Source organism: Mycobacterium sp. NGS19 (genome assembly GCF_059813155.1).
The window spans coordinates 289,293-307,567 of the sequence record NZ_JCALEB010000003.1 but is presented as its reverse complement, the minus strand read 5'-3'; the positions used below and the strand labels follow the sequence as shown (position 1 = coordinate 307,567).

Annotated in this window: 19 protein-coding genes; 10 read left to right on the top strand and 9 right to left on the bottom strand. The window is 67.0% G+C overall.

Going from position 1 to position 18,275, the window contains the following annotated elements; all coding sequences use genetic code 11:
* Nucleotides 1–29 precede the first annotated feature (29 nt).
* From AC5Y4N_RS11275 to AC5Y4N_RS11260, 4 genes are all read right to left on the bottom strand, one after another.
* Entirely contained in the window at nt 30–416 is a 387-nt protein-coding gene (locus AC5Y4N_RS11275; protein ID WP_499907956.1) for a YebY family protein, read from the bottom strand.
* 364 nt (nt 417–780) lie between these two features.
* Nucleotides 781–1,206, bottom strand: a complete 426-nt coding sequence (locus AC5Y4N_RS11270; RefSeq protein WP_499907957.1) for an Ltp family lipoprotein — start codon at nt 1,204–1,206, stop codon at nt 781–783.
* A gap of 361 nt (nt 1,207–1,567) precedes the next feature.
* Complete coding sequence (locus AC5Y4N_RS11265) at nt 1,568–1,828, bottom strand: DUF2510 domain-containing protein (protein ID WP_499907958.1); 261 nt, start codon at nt 1,826–1,828, stop codon at nt 1,568–1,570.
* 83 nt (nt 1,829–1,911) lie between these two features.
* Nucleotides 1,912–2,697 (bottom strand): DUF1906 domain-containing protein, encoded by a 786-nt coding sequence (locus AC5Y4N_RS11260; protein WP_499907959.1) that lies wholly within the window; start codon nt 2,695–2,697, stop codon nt 1,912–1,914.
* 67 nt (nt 2,698–2,764) lie between these two features.
* On the opposite strand from AC5Y4N_RS11260, the gene AC5Y4N_RS11255 reads away from it, so the two are divergent.
* Nucleotides 2,765–3,079, top strand: a complete 315-nt coding sequence (locus AC5Y4N_RS11255) for a DUF3349 domain-containing protein (protein WP_499907960.1) — start codon at nt 2,765–2,767, stop codon at nt 3,077–3,079.
* Here the strand turns inward: AC5Y4N_RS11255 and AC5Y4N_RS11250 are convergent.
* Nucleotides 3,076–4,140 (bottom strand): iron-siderophore ABC transporter substrate-binding protein, encoded by a 1,065-nt coding sequence (locus AC5Y4N_RS11250; RefSeq protein ID WP_499907961.1) that lies wholly within the window; start codon nt 4,138–4,140, stop codon nt 3,076–3,078. The genes AC5Y4N_RS11255 and AC5Y4N_RS11250 overlap by 4 nt on opposite strands.
* Before the next feature lie 106 nt (nt 4,141–4,246).
* Between AC5Y4N_RS11250 and ctaD the strand changes: the two genes are divergently transcribed.
* Genes ctaD through AC5Y4N_RS11210 form a run of 8 tightly spaced genes read left to right on the top strand, consistent with a single transcriptional unit; the run spans nt 4,247 to nt 12,571 of the window.
* Nucleotides 4,247–6,016: an aa3-type cytochrome oxidase subunit I gene (gene ctaD, locus AC5Y4N_RS11245; protein ID WP_499907962.1), complete on the top strand. Its 1,770-nt coding sequence runs from the start codon at nt 4,247–4,249 to the stop codon at nt 6,014–6,016.
* A 3-nt stretch (nt 6,017–6,019) separates the two neighbouring features.
* Nucleotides 6,020–7,261, top strand: coding sequence for a phosphoserine phosphatase SerB (gene serB, locus AC5Y4N_RS11240; RefSeq protein WP_499907963.1), 1,242 nt, complete (start codon nt 6,020–6,022; stop codon nt 7,259–7,261).
* Nucleotides 7,261–8,121, top strand: a complete 861-nt coding sequence (locus tag AC5Y4N_RS11235) for an ABC transporter ATP-binding protein (RefSeq protein WP_499907964.1) — start codon at nt 7,261–7,263, stop codon at nt 8,119–8,121. Before serB ends, AC5Y4N_RS11235 begins: the two co-directional genes overlap by 1 nt.
* A gap of 23 nt (nt 8,122–8,144) precedes the next feature.
* Entirely contained in the window at nt 8,145–8,930 is a 786-nt protein-coding gene (locus AC5Y4N_RS11230; protein WP_499908078.1) for an NUDIX hydrolase, read from the top strand.
* Nucleotides 8,927–9,694, top strand: coding sequence for an enoyl-CoA hydratase (locus AC5Y4N_RS11225; protein WP_499907965.1), 768 nt, complete (start codon nt 8,927–8,929; stop codon nt 9,692–9,694). Before AC5Y4N_RS11230 ends, AC5Y4N_RS11225 begins: the two co-directional genes overlap by 4 nt.
* Nucleotides 9,695–9,705: 11 nt before the next feature.
* Nucleotides 9,706–10,683: a methyltransferase domain-containing protein gene (locus tag AC5Y4N_RS11220; RefSeq protein WP_499907966.1), complete on the top strand. Its 978-nt coding sequence runs from the start codon at nt 9,706–9,708 to the stop codon at nt 10,681–10,683.
* Nucleotides 10,641–11,888 carry a THUMP-like domain-containing protein gene (locus tag AC5Y4N_RS11215; protein WP_499908079.1) on the top strand — a complete coding sequence of 416 codons (1,248 nt, stop codon included), beginning with the start codon at nt 10,641–10,643 and terminating at the stop codon, nt 11,886–11,888. Before AC5Y4N_RS11220 ends, AC5Y4N_RS11215 begins: the two co-directional genes overlap by 43 nt.
* Nucleotides 11,885–12,571 (top strand): esterase, encoded by a 687-nt coding sequence (locus AC5Y4N_RS11210; RefSeq protein WP_499907967.1) that lies wholly within the window; start codon nt 11,885–11,887, stop codon nt 12,569–12,571. The genes AC5Y4N_RS11215 and AC5Y4N_RS11210 overlap by 4 nt, the downstream gene beginning before the upstream one ends.
* A 55-nt stretch (nt 12,572–12,626) precedes the next feature.
* Here the strand turns inward: AC5Y4N_RS11210 and AC5Y4N_RS11205 are convergent, their stop codons facing one another.
* The gene (locus AC5Y4N_RS11205) at nt 12,627–13,931 is read right to left on the bottom strand and encodes an outer membrane protein assembly factor BamB family protein (RefSeq protein ID WP_499907968.1); all 1,305 of its coding nucleotides are present in this window, start codon (nt 13,929–13,931) and stop codon (nt 12,627–12,629) included.
* Nucleotides 13,932–14,007: 76 nt separating this feature from the next.
* Here AC5Y4N_RS11205 and AC5Y4N_RS11200 point away from each other — a divergent pair, with 76 nt between their 5' ends.
* A complete protein-coding gene (locus AC5Y4N_RS11200; RefSeq protein ID WP_499907969.1) occupies nt 14,008–14,745 on the top strand; it encodes an acyltransferase in 738 nt (245 codons plus the stop codon).
* A gap of 102 nt (nt 14,746–14,847) precedes the next feature.
* Here AC5Y4N_RS11200 and AC5Y4N_RS11195 read toward each other — a convergent pair whose 3' ends face one another.
* Genes AC5Y4N_RS11195 through AC5Y4N_RS11185 form a run of 3 tightly spaced genes read right to left on the bottom strand, consistent with a single transcriptional unit; the run spans nt 14,848 to nt 18,260 of the window.
* The gene (locus tag AC5Y4N_RS11195) at nt 14,848–15,612 is read right to left on the bottom strand and encodes an ArsR/SmtB family transcription factor (protein ID WP_499907970.1); all 765 of its coding nucleotides are present in this window, start codon (nt 15,610–15,612) and stop codon (nt 14,848–14,850) included.
* Nucleotides 15,605–16,981 carry an MFS transporter gene (locus AC5Y4N_RS11190; RefSeq protein ID WP_499907971.1) on the bottom strand — a complete coding sequence of 459 codons (1,377 nt, stop codon included), beginning with the start codon at nt 16,979–16,981 and terminating at the stop codon, nt 15,605–15,607. Before AC5Y4N_RS11190 ends, AC5Y4N_RS11195 begins: the two co-directional genes overlap by 8 nt.
* A gap of 55 nt (nt 16,982–17,036) precedes the next feature.
* Nucleotides 17,037–18,260, bottom strand: a complete 1,224-nt coding sequence (locus AC5Y4N_RS11185; protein ID WP_499907972.1) for a glycosyltransferase family 4 protein — start codon at nt 18,258–18,260, stop codon at nt 17,037–17,039.
* Nucleotides 18,261–18,275 lie beyond the last annotated feature (15 nt).

Here is an 18,275-nt window from a genome sequence, read left to right as displayed (position 1 = left end):
AGGTCGTTGACTTTACCCGCCGGGGGCGGTTACTTCCCGTTCATGGCGCACAGTTTCTGTCCTTCAGCGTCGAAGTCGCCGGAGTTGACTTTCGGCGCGAAACCGGTCGGGTCATCTAGCCAGATATCGCGAAAGTTCTTCCAACCCTCTTGTGGTGCCCAGTCCATTGCGGTGCCATTCGACGCATATGTCTCGCTGCTTCCATCCGGAGTGAAGGTGATTGAGCTGCCCTTTGTCGCATCACACGTGAGCGTTCCGCCGTCGACACTAAGCGGCCAAACGCCGTGGAATGTTGCTCTGCTGATGTGCTCGCTGTGGACGAGATTCGTGCCAGCGTCATCGCCGCACGCCGCGGCGGCGCTGAGCAAGAAGATAAGGACATATAGCAATGCTCGATGAGTTGCAAACCCCGCCATGGCAGGAATGCTAGCGTCGTCCGCATCACCGAGAAGTGTTTTTGGCTCACTTTTACGGCGTGATAAAAGAACGCGAACATTCGCGCCGATGTGGATTCATATTGCAGGCACAGCTACGCTTTCCCCATCATTTGCTGCGACGTTTTGGTGCACCGCACAGTTCGAAGTGTGGCACCAGTTTCGACCCCGGGGGCGGTCTCAGAGCGGCGGCCGGCACGGTAGACGGGAGCGACGCGGCGCCCGCTTGTGTCTGGAGCACCAGCTCGACGGCATCGGACCTGGATAGTAGGTAAACGACAGGCACAAGGACTTTTGGGTGTCGCGAACGTCCAATGCCGCGTGGGCAGCAATTTACGATCGCCGATTAGAGTCCGACGGCGGCTACTCCATACAGCGCTTGCGCTGGGGTGAACCCGGAATACTCGAGCTGGTCGATGAGTGCGCTGCGTGAGAAGGCGCTGACCTTAAGGTAGTCCTTTGCGGCCTTGGCCGCCTGTGCGTTCCAGTCAACGGTGATGTGGTCAACGGCGAAAATTGCGTCCTCAGTTGAGTAACCGCTGTATTCCAATTGTTCGATCAGCCCCTGACGGGAGAAGGCACTGACCTTGAGGTAGTCCTCTGCAGCGCGCACCGCATTTTGTTGACTCGCCGGACTGAGCGGTGGCTGATTAACCGGACCGACGGATATTCCGAGTTCAAGCGGGGTTGCCTGTGTCTCACCAGCGGCGAATCCGCTGATCACAACTAACACCGTGGTTGCCAGGGCGGTGAGGAGCCCTTTGCTGTTCATGGCTCGAAATATAACTCTCTTCGCGGGCTGCCGGGGCAGTATCGAAAAGTTAGCTGGTATGTAGCTGTGAGCGCAACTCATGCGCCGAGGGCACAGTGGTGTAGACGAAAGTCACTTGGAATCGCCTACATCGGCGCGGCATGAGAGTCGAATGAGAACGCGATCCCGCGCCCCACTCGTACTGCAACCAACTTCCAAATGCTTCTGTTAAGCGGTGTTAGCGTATGTCGGCACGATCGTGGAGGCCGCGCTTCAAGAGGGTGCACGGAACACGCCGTCGCACCGAATTCGCGAGCCAACCCCTATTGGGGAACGCGCAATCTCGCGCTGTGCTACACGGGGCTGGGACTTTTAGCGTCGCCTACGACCGCGGCTGCGTCTGCGCGGTCCAGACGCGGCCGTCGTAGTAGCGCATCAGGTTCGGATCCTGCTGGTCGGGATACCAGCCAGGGCTCAATCCGCCGGTGGCCGGCGGCGGCGCCTGCTGCACGACTGGCTGCTCCACGACGGTGCCGCCCCTCGGCCGGGCGAACGCTCGCACGACTGCGATGACCACCGCGACGATCAGGATGAGGATCAGAATCCAGAGCAGCGAGTTCAACGCACCGGACAACGACGACATCGAACCTGAACCTCCTGTGTGGCGGTGATGCCGTCAGATACCCCGAGGCGCCCACCACTTAAACGGTGGCCCACGCTAGAGCGCTAGCGCGTGAGGTCCCACTGGCCGAAGTCGGCGGCAAGGACGTCGTCGACGTCGACAACGGTCCCGCCGATCGGCACCCCTGGGCTCGCTGGGCTGTTGACCACGGACTGGTACAGCACCGCGGTGGGTTCGCGTTCACCGTGAGACCACGCACGCGTCTGCCAAGCCCATCGGTGACCAGGGGTGGTCGAGTGCCCGATCACCTCGTCCTGGACCGCCCATGCACACGCCCGGTTGTGCCCGTAGATGCCCGTGCGCTCCACACCCAGCACCGAGTTGATCCCGCGAAACCATTGCAGCGCAAGCGTTTTCCATGTGTTGGCGTCGATGTCCTCGTCGACGCTGAAAAAGATCGGCGCGGAATCGGGTCCACCGGCGGCGGCATGAATCTGCCGCGCTCTCTGTGCGTCTGCCACACCGCCGTCGTAGCCGCGCGTGAAATCCGACGGATCAGGCCAACCGGGTTTGCCGTACTGATAGACGCTGACAATCTGAAGACCCGCGGCGCGCAGTGCATTCGCATACTCGCGTGTGACCGGCTTGAAGTCGAAGTTGGCGCCTGGGCGCGACTCCGACACGTAGACGATGGCGCCGTCGAAGCCCGCCGTTTTGATCTGATCGGCGGGTACCAAGTGCTCGGTGAAGTCGACCAACCGCATGCCCGCCGCGGCTGCCGCAGGCGCGTCGAGAGCGGCGGCCAGGCTCAGCAGAACCGGGCCGGCTAGCGCGTATGTGAGCACCCGGCGCCGCGGCACCGACCGCCAGGGCGCAGGCGAATCATGCACGGCGCGAGGGTAACAAGCCGGATTGTTCCCATGGCGGCTTCGCGGCAGTGATTGCACACTGGGCGGCGTGAACGCTGCTTCGCCACTGCGTCGCATCATCGATTGGCTGCGTGCCGGCTACCGCGAAGGCGTGCCTGGCCCGGACCGCGTGCCGCTGCTGGCGCTGCTGCGCACCACCTCACTGACAGAAGAGCAGATCAAAGAAGTCGTGCGGGCAATCACCGGCCAGGCAGCGGCCGCTTACCCGATCGACCGCGACGAGATCGCCGAATTCATCGAGGATGTCACCCAGCTCGACGCCGACGAGGAGGATGTCAGGCGTGTTGCGGCGCGGCTGGCGGCCGCCGGCAGGCCACTAGCGGATTCGAACGAACAGTCCTAATTGATTGGCGCATTCAGCCATTTCAGATCCGCGACGATGCCGCGGGCCGCGACGATTCCTTGGCCGGTCTGCCAGACCTCGTTGTTGACGACGAACACCCGGTTGTCGCGGTTCGCCGACAGCCGCCGCCACGCGTCGCTCTTCAGGATCTCGGGCGCCCGCTCCTTGGCCGAGGCGGAGGCAAACGACATGTAGACGATGTCCCCGTCGGCGGCCGAGAAGTCCGCCTTGCCCAGGTCGCTGATGCCGATCTCGATGTAGGGCTTGTCGGTGAACCGCTGGGAGGCCGGCCGGTCCACGCCGACGGCGGTGAGCACGCTCGCCGGGAAGTTGGCGGCCCCGTAGACCCGCAAGGTGTTGTCGGTCAGCTGCACTACCGACGCCTGGAAGTGCGCGGCGTCATTCTCGGCACCCGCCTTGGCCGCGAACGCGTTGAACCCGTCGACCAGTCCGTTGGCCGCATCGGCGCGGCCTGTCGCCGCCCCGACCAGCCGTAGATTGTCCTGCCATGCCGCCCCGGGCGGTCCGGTGAAGACGGTCGGCGCGATCGCTGCCAGCGTGGGGTAGAGCTCCGGCGTCAGGGCCTGTGAACCGGAGATGAGGTCGGGCGCCGCGGCGCGGATCGCCGAAAGGTCAGGGGCGCTGCGCGGGCCGACGCCGCGCAGATCGTGAATGACCGTGCCCAGGTAGGACGGCTGACTCGACGAGCTGTCGGGCAACGCAGCCGCGACGATCCGCGACTGCAGACCCAGCGCGCACAGTGCGTCGAGTTGGTCGCCCGAGAGCACGACGATCCGCTGCGGATCGGCGGGCACGTCGGTCTCCCCGGCAACATGGCGTACCCGCCGCACCGGCGGTCCGGGATCAGGCGCGGAGGGTTGGGGAGCACAGGATTCGTCGGGCCGGCGATCGTTGCCCAGCACGCCTGCGTCCGCGATCTTCGTCGTGCTGGTGATCACCGAGGTCGACGGGGAAGTCGCGCCACCGGGGGTTTTGGCGCCGCAGCCCACAGCGCATGTGAGAAGGACCGCCACGACGGCAGCAACACCGGCCCTGACCACGTCGCGACCGTAACACCGCAGCCTACGACACTATGTAGGACCCGCGCCGACGCCCGCGTGCGGCTCCAACTAGGATTTAGTCCGCAACCGATATTTGGAGGAGCTCTTGACCGCGGAAGCGCCCCCTCTCGGAGTACTCGAGGCCCGCCGACCCTTCCCCCAGCGCCTGGGGCCCAAGGGCAATTTGATCTACAAGCTGATCACCACCACCGATCACAAGCTGATCGGCATCATGTACATCGTCACGTGCATGGCCTTCTTCTTCATCGGTGGGCTCATGGCACTGCTGATGCGCGCGGAGCTGGCCGTGCCCGGGCTGCAGTTCCTGTCCAACGAGCAGTACAACCAGCTGTTCACCATGCACGGCACGGTGATGCTGCTGTTCTATGCGACGCCGATCGTGTTCGGGTTCGCCAACATCGTGCTGCCGCTGCAGATCGGAGCACCTGACGTCGCATTCCCGCGGCTCAACGCGTTCTCGTTCTGGCTTTTCCTCTTCGGCGCGCTGATTGCGCTCGCCGGGTTCATCACCCCCGGCGGCGCCGCCGACTTCGGCTGGACGGCCTACAGCCCGCTGACCGACGCCATTCACAGCCCCGGCGCCGGCGGCGACCTGTGGATCCTGGGCCTGGCCGTCGGTGGCCTCGGCACGATCCTCGGCGCGGTCAACATGATCACCACCGTGATCTGCATGCGCGCGCCCGGCATGACGATGTTCCGGATGCCGATCTTCACCTGGAACATCCTGGTGACCAGCATCCTTGTGCTGCTTGCCTTCCCGCTGCTGACGGCCGCACTGTTCGGCCTGGCCGCCGACCGTCATCTGGGAGCCCATATCTACGACCCGGCCAACGGCGGAGTGTTGTTGTGGCAGCACCTGTTCTGGTTCTTCGGGCATCCCGAGGTGTACATCATCGCGCTGCCGTTCTTCGGCATCGTCACCGAAGTGTTCCCGGTGTTCTCGCGCAAGCCGATCTTCGGATACTCGACGCTGGTCTACGCGACGATCGCGATCGCCGCGCTGTCGGTGGCCGTGTGGGCGCACCACATGTACGCCACCGGCGCGGTGCTACTGCCGTTCTTCTCCTTCATGACGTTTTTGATCGCGGTGCCCACCGGCATCAAGTTCTTCAACTGGATCGGCACGATGTGGAAGGGGCAGCTGACCTTCGAGACGCCGATGCTGTTCGCCGTCGGGTTCCTCGTCACGTTCTTGCTGGGCGGTCTTTCCGGCGTGCTGCTGGCCAGCCCGCCCCTGGACTTCCACGTCACCGACAGCTACTTCGTCGTCGCGCACTTCCACTACGTGCTGTTCGGCACCATCGTGTTCGCCACCTTCTCGGGCATCTACTTCTGGTTCCCGAAGATGACCGGCCGGCTGCTCGACGAGCGGCTCGGCAAGATGCACTTCTGGCTCACGTTCATCGGCTTCCACACCACGTTCCTGGTGCAGCACTGGCTGGGCAACCAGGGCATGCCCCGCCGTTATGCCGACTACCTGCCCACCGACGGCTTCGAGGGTCTCAACATCGTGTCGACCATCGGCGCCTTCATCCTCGGCACGTCGATGATCTTCTTCACCTGGAACGTGTTCCGCAGCTGGCGCTACGGCGAGCCGGTGACCGTCGACGACCCGTGGGGTTACGGCAACTCGCTGGAGTGGGCCACCAGCTGCCCGCCGCCGCGGCACAACTTCTACGAGCTGCCCCGAATCCGTTCGGAGCGGCCGGCTTTCGAGCTTCACTACCCGTGGATGGTCGAGCGCATGCGCGCCGAAGCCCACATCGGCAGGCATCCCACGGTGGGGGAGTCGGGCGGCATGGGTCCGCGGACTGAGCCGGACCGCAGCGGACAGGCGGCGCCGGACCGGGGCTGATCCGTGCCGAACGCCGGTGCCGCGGGCTCGATCCTGATCACGGTCACCGGGGTCGACCAGCCCGGTGTGACGTCGGCGCTCTTCGAGGTCCTCTCCCGCTACGACGTCGAACTGCTCAACGTCGAGCAGGTGGTGATCCGCGGCCGGTTGACGCTGGGTGTCTTGGTGGCCTGCTCCGACGCGGTGGCCGACGGACCGCACCTGCGCGAGGACGTCGAGCGCGCGATCAACGCTGTGGGCCTTGATGTTTCGATCGAGCGCAGCCGGGATCTGCCGATCATCGCCGAGCCGTCCACGCACACGATCGTCGTCCTCGGCAGGCCCGTCACCGCGCGGGCGTTCAGCGCCCTGGCCACCGAACTGGCCAACCTCGGAGTCAACATCGACTTCATCCGCGGAGTCTCCGACTACCCCGTGACCGGGCTCGAGCTTCGCGTGTCGGTGCCGCCGGAGCGTCGGGCCGACCTGCCGCACGCCCTGACGCGCGTCGCCACCGCCGAGAAGGTGGACGTCGCAGTCGAAGACACCAGCCTCGAACGGCGCGCCAAGCGGCTGATCGTGTTCGACGTCGATTCCACGCTGATCCAGCAGGAAGTCATCGAGATTCTGGCCGAGCGGGTGGGCGCACGCGACGCCGTGGCCGCGATCACCGACTCCGCGATGCGCGGGGAGATCGACTTCACCGAGTCGCTCAAGCAGCGGGTTGCGACGCTGAAGGGCCTGCCTGCCAGTGTGCTCGACGAGGTCGCCGACGAACTCGAGCTCACCCCGGGCGCCCGCACCACTCTGCGGACGCTGCGGCGCTTGGGTTTTCACTGCGGCGTCGTCTCCGGCGGGTTCCGGCAGGTGATCGAGCCGCTGGCCCACGAGCTGATGCTGGACTTCGTCGCCGCCAACGAACTGGAGATCGTCGACGGCGTGCTGACCGGCCGGCTCGTCGGCCCGATCATCGACCGGGCGGGAAAAGCCAAGGCGCTCAAGAGCTTTGCGCAGCAGGCCGGCGTGCCGCTGGAGCAGACCGTGGCGGTCGGCGACGGCGCCAACGACATCGACATGCTCGCGACGGCGGGGCTCGGGGTCGCGTTCAACGCAAAACCGGCCCTCCGGGAAGTCGCCGACGCGTCACTGTCCCACCCGTATCTGGACACGGTGCTGTTCATCCTCGGTGTCACTCGCGGTGAGATCGAGGCCGCCGACGCAATCGACGGGACGCTGCGCAGGGTCGACATCCCGCCCGATTCGTGATGCGGCACGATGGTCGGGTGGTCGAAACAGCCAACCGCGCGCCCGATCCGGATCTGCTGCTCGACTTCCACAACGTTTCCCTGCGCCGTAGCGGGCGGACCCTCGTCGGGCCGGTCAGCTGGTCGGTGGAACTCGACGAGCGCTGGGTGGTGATCGGCCCCAACGGTGCGGGCAAGACGTCGTTGCTGCGGATCGCGGCGGCCATGGAGCACCCGTCGTCGGGCACCGCGTACGTCCTCGGCGAGCGGCTGGGTCGCGTCGACATGTCGGAGCTGCGCTCGCGGATCGGGCTGAGTTCGTCGGCGCTGTCGCAGCGGGTCCCCGATGGCGAGGTGGTCCGCGATCTGGTGGTGTCGGCCGGCTATGCGGTGATGGGCCGGTGGCGCGAGGTGTACGACGACGTCGACTACACGCGGGCCGTCGACACCCTCGAGAGCGTCGGCGCCGAGCACCTGGCCGACCGCACCTACGACACACTGTCCGAGGGCGAACGCAAGCGGGTGCTGATCGCGCGTTCCTTGATGACAGACCCTGAGCTGCTGCTCCTCGACGAACCAGCCGCCGGCCTGGATCTGGGCGGCCGCGAGGAGTTGGTGGCTCGGCTGGCCGATCTGGCCGCCGATCCGGACGCGCCCGCGCTGGTGCTGGTCACCCACCACGTCGAGGAGATACCGCCAGGCTTCAGCCACTGCCTGATGCTGTCCGAAGGCCGGGTGGTGGCGTCCGGTCTGCTGCGCGACACGCTGACCGCCGAAAACCTGTCCACGGCGTTCGGGCAGTCGATCGCGCTGGATGTGATCGACGGGCGCTATTTCGCCCGGCGGGTTCGCACCCGTGCCGCGCACCGGAGACGGGCGTGAGCACCTCCGGTTCCGATGCCGCGATGACTCCGCGGCCGGCAGCCACCGTGATGCTGCTCCGCGACGCTGCTGACGGCCTCGAAATCTTCCTGCTGCAACGTCATTCGCGTATGGAGTTCGCTCCTGGCACCACGGTCTTCCCCGGTGGCGGCGTGGACGACCGCGACCGCGAATTCGACATCGCCTGGGCGGGGCCCGAACCCGCGTGGTGGGCGCAGAGGCTGGCTGTCGACGAGGAACTCGCGCTGGCGCTGGTGTGCGCCGCCGTGCGCGAGACGTTCGAGGAATGCGGGGTGCTGCTGGCCGGTCCCGACCAGAACAGTGTGGTCGGCGACGCCACCGCGTATGCCGGCGCGCGGGACCGCCTGGCCAGCCGCGAGCTGGCGTTCAGCGACTTCCTGCGCGGTGAAGACCTGGTGTTGCGCTCAGACCTGCTGCGGCCGTGGGCGAACTGGGTGACGCCGGCCAAGGGGCATCGGCGCCGCTACGACACCTACTTCTTCGTGGCGGCGCTGCCCCCGGGTCAGCACGCCGACGGGCGGACCACCGAGGCGGTGTCGGCAGGGTGGTGGTTGCCCGCCGCCGCGATCGAGGAGTTCGCCGCCGGCCGTAGTCTGCTGCTGCCGCCCACCTGGACGCAGCTGGACACGCTGCCCAGGTATGGCAGCACCGTCGAGGAGATCCTTGCCGTCGACCGCGAGATCGTCGCGATGAGAACGGAAGTCATTGGCAGCGAAGGCAATTGGAGTTTGGAGTTCTTCGACTCGGACCGCTACAACAAGCTGCTCGGTGGGCGGTCGTGGTCGTGAACAGCGATGAACGCTTGCGCGAAGAGCAGAGGGCAGAGTTCGTCAGCGTCTACGTCGGCGACGAGCGGCCGGGCATCGCCACGGTGGTCCTCTCGCGGCCGCCGAGAAACACGCTGACCCGTCAGTTCTGCCGGGAGATCGTGGCGGTGGCGGGCGAGGTCGGCCGCCGCGACGACATCGCCGCCGTGATCCTGTTCGGCGGCCATGAGATCTTCTCCGCCGGAGACGACCTCGCCGAATTGCGCGCGCTGGGTGCCGGCGAAGCCGACGCGGTCGCGAAACTGCGCCAGGACGCGGCAGCCGCCGTCGCCGCGATACCGAAACCGACCGTCGCCGCGATCACCGGCTACGCGCTGGGTAGTGGGTTGTCGCTGGCCCTGGCCGCCGACCGGCGGATCGCCGGCGACAACGCGAAACTCGGGTTCACCGAAATCCTGGCGGGGCTGATCCCCGGTGGCGGGGCGCTGCAGCGGTTGCCCGCGTTGGTGGGTGTGAGCAACGCCAAGGACCTCGCCTTCTCCGGGCGGTTCGTGGGCGCCCGGGAGGCGCTGGCGATGGGTCTGCTCGACGAGATCGTCGCACCTGACGCGGTGTACGACGCTGCGGTTGACTGGACGCAACGCTTCGCAGGGTTACCCGTGTCAGCGCTGGGGGCGGCCAAGGCCGCACTCAACGACGGCACCCCGGAGGCGGAGCGGCGCGGCTACGTCGGGGTGTTCGGTGGTGCGGACCGGAGGTACGTCGCGTCGGACCGGGGCCACTAGGCTGGCGGGCTATGACCACGACCAGTCACGACCAGCCGGCTCCGCAGCCGCACGCCACCGCCGAGCAGGTGGAGGCCGCGCGTCACGACAGCAAGCTCGCGCAGGTGCTCTACCACGACTGGGAAGCCGAGAGCTACGACGACAAGTGGTCGATCTCCTACGACAAGCGCTGCGTCGACTATGCGCGCAACCTCTTCGACGCCACGGTGCCGTTCGAGGAGCAGCGCAAGCTGCCGTATGACCATGCGCTGGAGCTGGGCTGCGGCAGCGGGTTTTTCCTGCTCAACCTGATCCAGGCCGGCGTCGCGCGGCGCGGATCAGTGACCGACCTGTCACCCGGCATGGTGCGGGTCGCCACACGAAACGGCCAGAATCTCGGCCTGGAGGTCGACGGTCGTGTCGCCGACGCCGAGCGCATCCCGTACGACGACGACACCTTCGACCTGGTGGTCGGACATGCGGTGCTGCATCACATCCCCGACGTCGAGCTGTCGCTGCGCGAAGCGGTCCGAGTGCTCAAGCCGGGCGGACGGTTCGTGTTCGCCGGCGAACCGACGAACGTGGGCGAAGCCTATGCCCGGCCGTTGTCGACGCTGACGTGGCGGGTCGTGACCAACGTGACGAGGCTGCCCGGCCTGACCGGCTGGCGCCGCCCCCAGGCTGAGCTCGACGAGTCGTCGCGTGCGGCCGCGCTCGAGGCGGTCGTCGACCTGCACACTTTCGACCCGCAAGACCTCGAGCGGATGGCTCGCAATGCCGGCGCGGTCGACGTGTCGACCGCCACCACCGAATTCACCGCTGCCATGCTCGGGTGGCCGCTGCGGACCATCGAGGCCGCGGTCCCGCCCGGGCGCCTCGGCTGGAGCTGGGCGAAGTTCGCGTTCAACAGCTGGATCACGCTGAGCTGGATCGACGACAACGTGTGGCGCCGCGTGGTTCCGAAGGCCTGGTACTACAACGTGATGCTCACGGGGGTCAAACCGTCGTAGCGTTCAGCCTCGACGATGTCGGTTATCTGCAGTCGCAGCCGGGCGCCGAGGCGCTTGCCGAAATCCGCACCTATCCGCTGACCGACGCCAGCCGGATCTCCGACATCGCCGCCGCCAGAGCCAGGTTCGGCGACCGGGCCCGCGTGCTGGTGGAGACCGTGCTGCTGCGCCGTCGGGCGGCCGCCAAGCTCGCCGACGCGGGCGACTGGCTCTTCACCGACGAAGCCCTTCAGCAAGCGACCGCGACCCCGGTAGCCGCCCACCGTGCGCGTCGGCTCGCCGGGATGACAGTGCACGACGTCACGTGTTCTATCGGCGCCGAACTGGCCGAGTTGCGGCGCACAGCCGACGTGCTGGGCAGCGACATCGACCCGGTGCGGCTGGCGATGGCGCGCCACAACGTCCCCGAGGTGCCGCTCGTACGCGCCGACGCGCTGCAACCCGTCAGCCGCAACGCCGTCGTCGTCGCCGACCCCGCGCGGCGCGCCGGAGGGCGTCGCGTTTACAGGCCGGGCGACTTCACTCCGCCGCTGACTGCGCTTCTGGACACCTATCGCAGCCGAGATATCGTCGTAAAGTGTTCTCCTGGAATAGATTTCGGTCGCCTTGACTTCGGAGGGGAAGTCGAGGTGACGTCGCTGGGCGGTGACGTACGCGAGGCGTGCCTGTGGTCGGCGGGCCTGACTCAGCCCGCGGTGTCGCGGCGGGCCACCGTACTGGGCTTCGACGGCAGCGTCGAGCAGATCACTGACGCCGACGCCGACGACTGCCCGGTGCGACCGGCCGGTCGCTGGATCGTCGACCCCGACGGCGCGGTGGTACGGGCGGGTCTGGTCCGCCAGTACGCCGTCCGGCATGGGCTCTGGCAGCTCGACCCGAAGATCGCGTACCTGTCGGGTGACCGATTGCCGCCTGGGACAAGGGGATTCGAGGTCCTCGAGCAGATTCCGTTCGGGCAGCGCCGGTTACGCCAGATGCTGCACGAGATGGATTGCGGCGCTGTCGAGATCCTGGTGCGCGGAGTCGACGTCGACCCGGCGGCGCTGCGCGCTCGGCTGCGGCTGCGCGGACGCCGGTCGCTTTCGGTGGTGGTGACCCGCATCGGTGCCGGCTCGAAAGCGCGGGCGACTGCGTTCATTTGTCGCCCCTCGCAGCGAGCACACAGGTACCCTGGCGCACGACACCCTTTCAAGGACGGTGCATGACACGTTCACACAGGGCGGCCGCGACGTTGGTCGCCGCGCTATTGATCGGGTCGGGGGGAAGCGCTGTGGCGCACGCACAGTCGCCGTGCGCAGATTTCGGCGGAACGCTCGACGGCACCACGTGCCGGCTGCACACCAGCACCGACGCGTACACGGTGGACATCACGTTCCCGGTGGACTACGCGGATCCGGCGCCGATGATGGACTATCTGCGGCAGACCCGCGACGGGTTCGTCAACGTCTCGGACATGCCCGGTTCCTCCGGTCAGCCGTACGCGCTGGACATCACCTCGGAGGAATACCGGTCCGCCGCCACCCAGAGCGTGGTGCTGAAGATCTACCAGAACGTCGGTGGCGCACATCCGCTGACGTGGTATCAGGCCTACAACTACAACGTCTCGGCCCGTAAGCCGATCACCTTCGACACGTTGTTCACGCCGGGCAGCAAGCCGCTGCCGGTGATCCTGCCGATCGTGCAGAAGGAGATCGACACGCAATTGGGCAGCCGGGTGAAGGTTTCACCCGCCGACGGTCTCGACCCGGCGCACTACCAGAACTTCGCGATCACCGACAACGAGTTGATCTTCTTCTTCGGGCAAGGCGAGTTGCTGCCCGCCGCAGCGGGCGCGACCGTCGCGCATGTGCCGCGGTCGGCAGTCGCTTCCATGCTGGCCCCGTTGTGATTTCGGTGCGCTTTTCGGCGCTGAGCGCACGTTTGCGCCCCGAAATCACTGAGTGCTAGGCGGGGTCGAACCCGTACACCTGGCCGTCGCTGGTGGCGGTGAACACCCTCCGGTCGGTCGCGACGGACACGCCGACCGGCCACCCGGTGGCCTGCGGCAGGGCATAGCTGTTGATCGTGTGCCCGTCGCGGATACCGAAGACCAGAAGCGCGAGCCCGTTGCCGGCCGCACGCACCACGGTATAGCCGATGTCGGCACCCGCCTGGCTCGTCGTGCATAGCGCGGTGACGTCGTCGCGGCGCCACACGATGTCGCCGCGATCGCCCGTGTCCCGGACCGCCACCAGCTTCGCGTCCGGCCCGCCACCGGAGATCAGCAGGCCGTCGGGTCCCGCCGACGGCGGCGTTTGCGGCGAAAAGCCAAGCGCCACAGTCCATTTGGGCTTACCATCCGATGCGTTGAGAGCCCACAGCTTGCCGTCGCGACTGTTGACGTAGACGGTCGACCCGTCGTCGGAGAACACCGGGCTGCCCAGCACTCCGCTCGTCACCGCGTCGGTGGACCACTCCACCGCAAGCCCCGGCCCGTCGCCGGTGCTGTATCGCAGCGCGGTCAGCGTCGCTACCGGCGCGCCGGGTTGCCAGATGCCGGTGACCACCCGACCCGTCGCCGACGAGAACGCAGGTGCCGCCGCGATCGGGCATGCGGGACGAGCTTGCTGGCAATCAGTCAGTCCCCGCTGGCTGTCGGTCGGGTCGACGCCGGCCACCAGATCCACCGCCGAGCCGATCATCTCGCCGCGATGGGCGTCGACGACCTGCACCTGCCCCAGATGGGTGATCACCAGCAGTCGTCCGTCGCCGACGAACCGGGGCGTCAGCGGCATACCGATCACCGGATGACGCCAGCGGACCCATTGCGTCGGCGGGAACGACAACATGGTGCCCGGCTGGCCGACGTAGAGGTTGTCGAACTTGTCGAACAGGGCGCTGGCGAACCCGCCGCCCAGCACCAGCCGCGTGCACCAGCGTTGCCTGCCGTTGTTGTCGAACTCCCACACCATCAGCGAGCACCCGGCCGCGGTCTGCGCGTTGGCGGCAAGGTAGTGGGTGTCGGTGGAGCCGAGTGCCACCGACGCGAACAGGCTGCCCTTGACCGAGCGGCTCCACGCGAGTTTCAGCTTGTCTGCGCCCGCGGTGGCAGTGTGGCTGCTGTTGGCGGCGTCGGCATACTGAGCCGACCAGCCCGCTGCGGGCGCAGCGTCAACCCAAGTGTCGGTGTTACCGCAGCCTGACGCCGCAAGTAAGGCGACGCCCGCCATCGCTGCCAGCCGCCGAGAAGTGCGGTGTCGGGGGAACATGCGTCCTTCCGTCGTCGGGCTGGCGTCCCCTGAGGGTAACCCGGCGCCCGAGCCGTCCGGCGTAGGCTTTGCGGCCATGACGACGATGTGGGGAGCACCGTTGCACAAGCGCTGGCGGGGGTCGCGGCTGCGCGACCCGCGCCAGGCCAAGTTCTTGACGACGGACTCGCTGAAGTGGGTGTTGAAGAACCGCGCCTACACCCCGTGGTATTTGGTCAGGTACTGGCGATTGCTGAAGTTCAAGCTGACCAACCCGCACATCATCACCCGCGGCATGGTGTTCCTCGGCAGAGACGTCGAAATCCACGCGACGCCCGAACTGGCCCAGCTGGAAATCGGCCGCTGGGTGCACATCGGCGATAAGAACACGATTCGCGCCCACGAAGGGTCGCTGCGGTTCGGCGACAAGGTGGTGCTCGGCCGCGACAACGTGATCAACACCTACCTCGACATCGAGTTGGGGGATTCGGTGCTGATGGCTGACTGGTGCTACGTCTGCGACTTCGACCACCGGATGGACGACGTCAACATGCCCATCAAGGATCAAGGCATCGTCAAGAGCCCGGTGCGAATCGGGCCGGACACGTGGATCGCGGCGAAGGTGACGGTGCTGCGGGGCACGATCGTCGGCCGCGGCTGCGTGCTCGGGGCACATGCCGTGGTCAAGGGCCACGTCCCCGACTACTCGATCGCGGTCGGAGCCCCCGCCAAGGTGGTGAAGAACCGCAAGCTGGCATGGGAGACCTCGGCTGCAGAGCGTGCGCAGATGGCCGCCGCGCTGGCCGACATCGAACGCAAGAAAGCGGCTCGCTAGGGCAGCTGGGCGGTGGAGCTACTCGCCGAACGTGAGCCCAGTGCGAAAAATCGGCCGAAATTCCGCCGTGGGTTCACGTTCGGCGCAGGGAGTCTCGGCGCTTTAATCCATCCAGTCGATGCCGAACCAGTCGGCGAGTGCCGTGCGACCGTCCGGTGTGACTTTGACCGCCCGCCCGCGCGGCATCCGCTTCACCCAGCCGGCGGCTACGAACCGATCGAGGACCGCACGGCCCAGTGCGCCGGACAAGTGGTGGCGCTGCTCGGTCCAGTCCACGCAGTACCGGATCAACGGCCTTTTGCCCGCCGGGATTTCGACTCCCAGCCCGGCGAGAAAGCTGCGTCCCGTGTCCGTCAGCTCATAGTGGACGTCACGGCCAGGGCTACTGAGCGCGTCTCGGTTGTCCCGGTCGGCGTCGAATCGGCCGTCGCCGCCGATCAGCACCTGCTGCCTCAGCAAGCTGGTCATCACCTCGACGCCGAGGCGTCCTGCCAGGTGGTCGTAACACGTTCGGGCCGAGCGCAATCGGGCCGCCTTGGTGCCCTCCCGCAGCGACCGGACCGGCCGAGGAGGCGCCAGCCGGACGAGGTGCTCCAGCAGCTCGCCAACATGCGGACCGGCCAGCCGGTAGTAGCGGTGCCGGCCGTGTGTCTCGACCCGCAGCAGACCCGCCTCGGTCAGCTTCGTCAGATGGCTACTGGCAGTGGACCTGCTGATTCCCGCCTCCTCAGCCAAAACGCTGGCGGGCAGCGCGCGCCCGTCGTCCAGCGCCAGCAGCACAGCGCAACGCGCGGAATCGGCGAATAGCGATGCCACCGCGGCGATGTCCGCGTCACCGACCGACGGCAGTTCGGCTGCGTCACGCATGGCACGTCTCCTTGCTGTGCGGCGCGGGGGCCGCCCGGCGGGTGACCCACCGCAGGACGACGACCGCCGCCGCCACTTCGACCACTCCGCCCGCCGCCAGGGCGGCGGACACCCCGCCGAGTGCCATCACCGTACCCAGCGCGGCAACACCGACCGTGATGCCGATCAGCCGGGCCAGGTTGACCACGCCGGACGCGAGACCGGCGCGGGTGACCGGGATCGAGGCCATGGCCAACGCGACAGCCGGAGCGGTGTTCAACGCCAGCCCTGCACCCGTCAAGACGAAACCCACTTCCAGCACCCACAGCCGGCCGTTCGGTCCGGCGATCGCATACAGGAACATGCCCGCTGCCATCAGACCCAGACCGGCGACCATCGGCAGCCTCGGACCGGTCCGCTGCGCCACGACGTTGACCAGCGGGACCAGCGCCAGATATGTGAGCGGCATCGGCAGGAATTCGACAGCCGTCGCCAACGCGGTTTCGCCGCGTTGTTGTTGGAACGCAAAGCTATTGATCATCAGCATGCCGTATGTGCCGAATGTCATCGCTACCGTCGCGGCCAACGCCGCGATCAGGGGGCGGCTGCGCAGCAAGTGCAAAGGGAGCATCGGATCGTCTCCCCGCTGCTGCGTCCAGACGAACGCCCCGCCGCACACCACGGCAAGCAGCGCCAGTGCGGCCGCCCATGCCGGCGCCATCGTCCGGCCCTCGACCAGCACGAGCGTCAGCGTCGCCAGACTCGAGATCGCGAACACCTGCCCCGGCAGGTCGATTCGGCCGGCATCGGGATCGCGCGATTCGGACAGATGGCGGTATGTCATCACCAAAGCCAGAACGCCGACGGGAGCGTTGAGCCAGAAGATGTACCGCCAACCCAGCGTGTCGGTGAGTACGCCGCCCAGCACCGGGCCCAACGCTGTACTGCTGGCTGCCGCCACCGCCCATGCTGCCGTCGCTCTGGCCCGGTCCGCCGCATCAGGGAAGGCGTGGGCCGCGATGGCCAAGCCTTGCGGCAGCATGAGTCCGGCCCCCAGGCCCTGCACCGCGCGGGCGGCAAGCAGCAACGGCAGGGAAGGCGTCAATGCGCAACCCAGCGACGCGGCAACGAAGACCAGCAGGCCCACGCGCAGCACGGCGCGCCTGCCGAAGCGATCACCGACCGATCCCGACGTCAACAGCACGGCCGCGAACGCCACGTTGTAGGCGTCGATCGTCCACTGCGCTCCGGAGATTCCTCCACCCAGGTCCGCGCGAATCGCAGGCAGTGCCAGGTTCACCGCATTCGCGTCGATCAGGCCGACGAACAGTCCGAGGTATGCCGCGATCAACGTCACGATCGAGCTGTACGTGATTCTGTTGGTGCCCATACCCGCACGGTATGGCCGAAACGATTCGACGCCGATCGAATCGTCCCGCGCGGAACTAGCGGTCGGGCAATGCCCGTTCGGCGATGACGGGCCGCGCCAGTGGTTGGCGCTCACGGCGTTTGGCGGCCATGTAGACCTGTGCGGTCTCGTCGGCGACGGTGCTCCAGGAGAAGTCGGACGTGAGCCGTTGCCGTGCGGCGTCTGCTCGGTGCTGCGCGGCAACCGGATCGTCGAGCACGCGGCGCACTGCCATCGCCAATCCCGCGACATCTCCTGGGACAAAAGACATTCCAGTGTGACCGTCGATCACTGCCTCACCGAGGCCGCCCACGTTCGACGTCACCAGCGGCGCGCCGGCGGCGGCTGCCTCGAGCGCGACGATGCCGAACGGTTCGTAGTGGCTGGGCAACACGACCGCGTCGGCGTCGTGCAGCTCTTGGAGCAATTGACTGTGGTCGAGATGTCCGAGGAATACCGTAGCCTTCTGCACTCGATGGCGTCGAGCCTGTTCGACGAGCCAATCCTGTTGTGTGCCTTCGCCTGCGATCCTCAGCGTGGTGCCCGGATGGGTCCGCCGGATCCGCGGCAAGGCGGCGATGAGATCGTGGACGCCTTTCTCGTATTCCAGCCGGCCGACGAACAGCAACCGCGCCGGTCCACTGCGCAGCTTCCTGTGCGCGAAAGGCCAAGTGCTGGAATCGATCCCATTTCGGATGACACTCACATCCGGCAGGTCGGGGCCGAACAGCGTGGTGATCTCCTCACGCATCGACGCCGAACACGTGATCAGCTCGTCGGACTGATGAGCCAGCCAGTACTCCAACGCGTGAACCTGACGACTGACCCGCCCGTTGAGCCATCCCGAATGCCGGCCGGCCTCTGTGGCGTGCAGGGTGGAGACCAATGGCACGTCGAGGAATTCGGAGAGGGCAACCGCGGGGTGCGCTACCAGCCAGTCGTGCGCGTGGACAGCGTCCGGAGTGAAGCGCGACGCGAGCCCGGCCCGCACCATCGCGTGGCCCATCGCCAAAACCCAGGCCATCATGTCGGTGCCGAACGTGAAGTCGTGCGGGTCTTGCGCGGCGGCTATGACGCGCACGCCGTCATGGACTTCGTCGGTGGTGGGATGGGTGGCCGGGTCGGTGTCAAAAGGCCGGCGGCTCAACACCACAACCTCATGACCGGTCGCCGCCAAGGACGTCGCGAGGTGATGGACATGGCGGCCGAGGCCGCCGATCACCACCGGCGGGTACTCCCACGACAGCATCAAAACCTTCACTGGCGCACCTTCGTC

Coding starts and splice junctions, on each gene's coding strand:
- AC5Y4N_RS11275 (WP_499907956.1), bottom strand. CDS start 416: ATGGCGGGGTTTGCAACTCATCGAGCATTGCTATATGTCCTTATCTTC.
- AC5Y4N_RS11270 (WP_499907957.1), bottom strand. CDS start 1,206: ATGAACAGCAAAGGGCTCCTCACCGCCCTGGCAACCACGGTGTTAGTT.
- AC5Y4N_RS11265 (WP_499907958.1), bottom strand. CDS start 1,828: ATGTCGTCGTTGTCCGGTGCGTTGAACTCGCTGCTCTGGATTCTGATC.
- AC5Y4N_RS11235 (WP_499907964.1), top strand. CDS start 7,261: ATGCGGCACGATGGTCGGGTGGTCGAAACAGCCAACCGCGCGCCCGAT.
- AC5Y4N_RS11230 (WP_499908078.1), top strand. CDS start 8,145: ATGACTCCGCGGCCGGCAGCCACCGTGATGCTGCTCCGCGACGCTGCT.
- AC5Y4N_RS11220 (WP_499907966.1), top strand. CDS start 9,706: ATGACCACGACCAGTCACGACCAGCCGGCTCCGCAGCCGCACGCCACC.
- AC5Y4N_RS11210 (WP_499907967.1), top strand. CDS start 11,885: ATGACACGTTCACACAGGGCGGCCGCGACGTTGGTCGCCGCGCTATTG.
- AC5Y4N_RS11205 (WP_499907968.1), bottom strand. CDS start 13,931: ATGTTCCCCCGACACCGCACTTCTCGGCGGCTGGCAGCGATGGCGGGC.
- AC5Y4N_RS11200 (WP_499907969.1), top strand. CDS start 14,008: ATGACGACGATGTGGGGAGCACCGTTGCACAAGCGCTGGCGGGGGTCG.
- AC5Y4N_RS11195 (WP_499907970.1), bottom strand. CDS start 15,612: ATGCGTGACGCAGCCGAACTGCCGTCGGTCGGTGACGCGGACATCGCC.
- AC5Y4N_RS11190 (WP_499907971.1), bottom strand. CDS start 16,981: ATGGGCACCAACAGAATCACGTACAGCTCGATCGTGACGTTGATCGCG.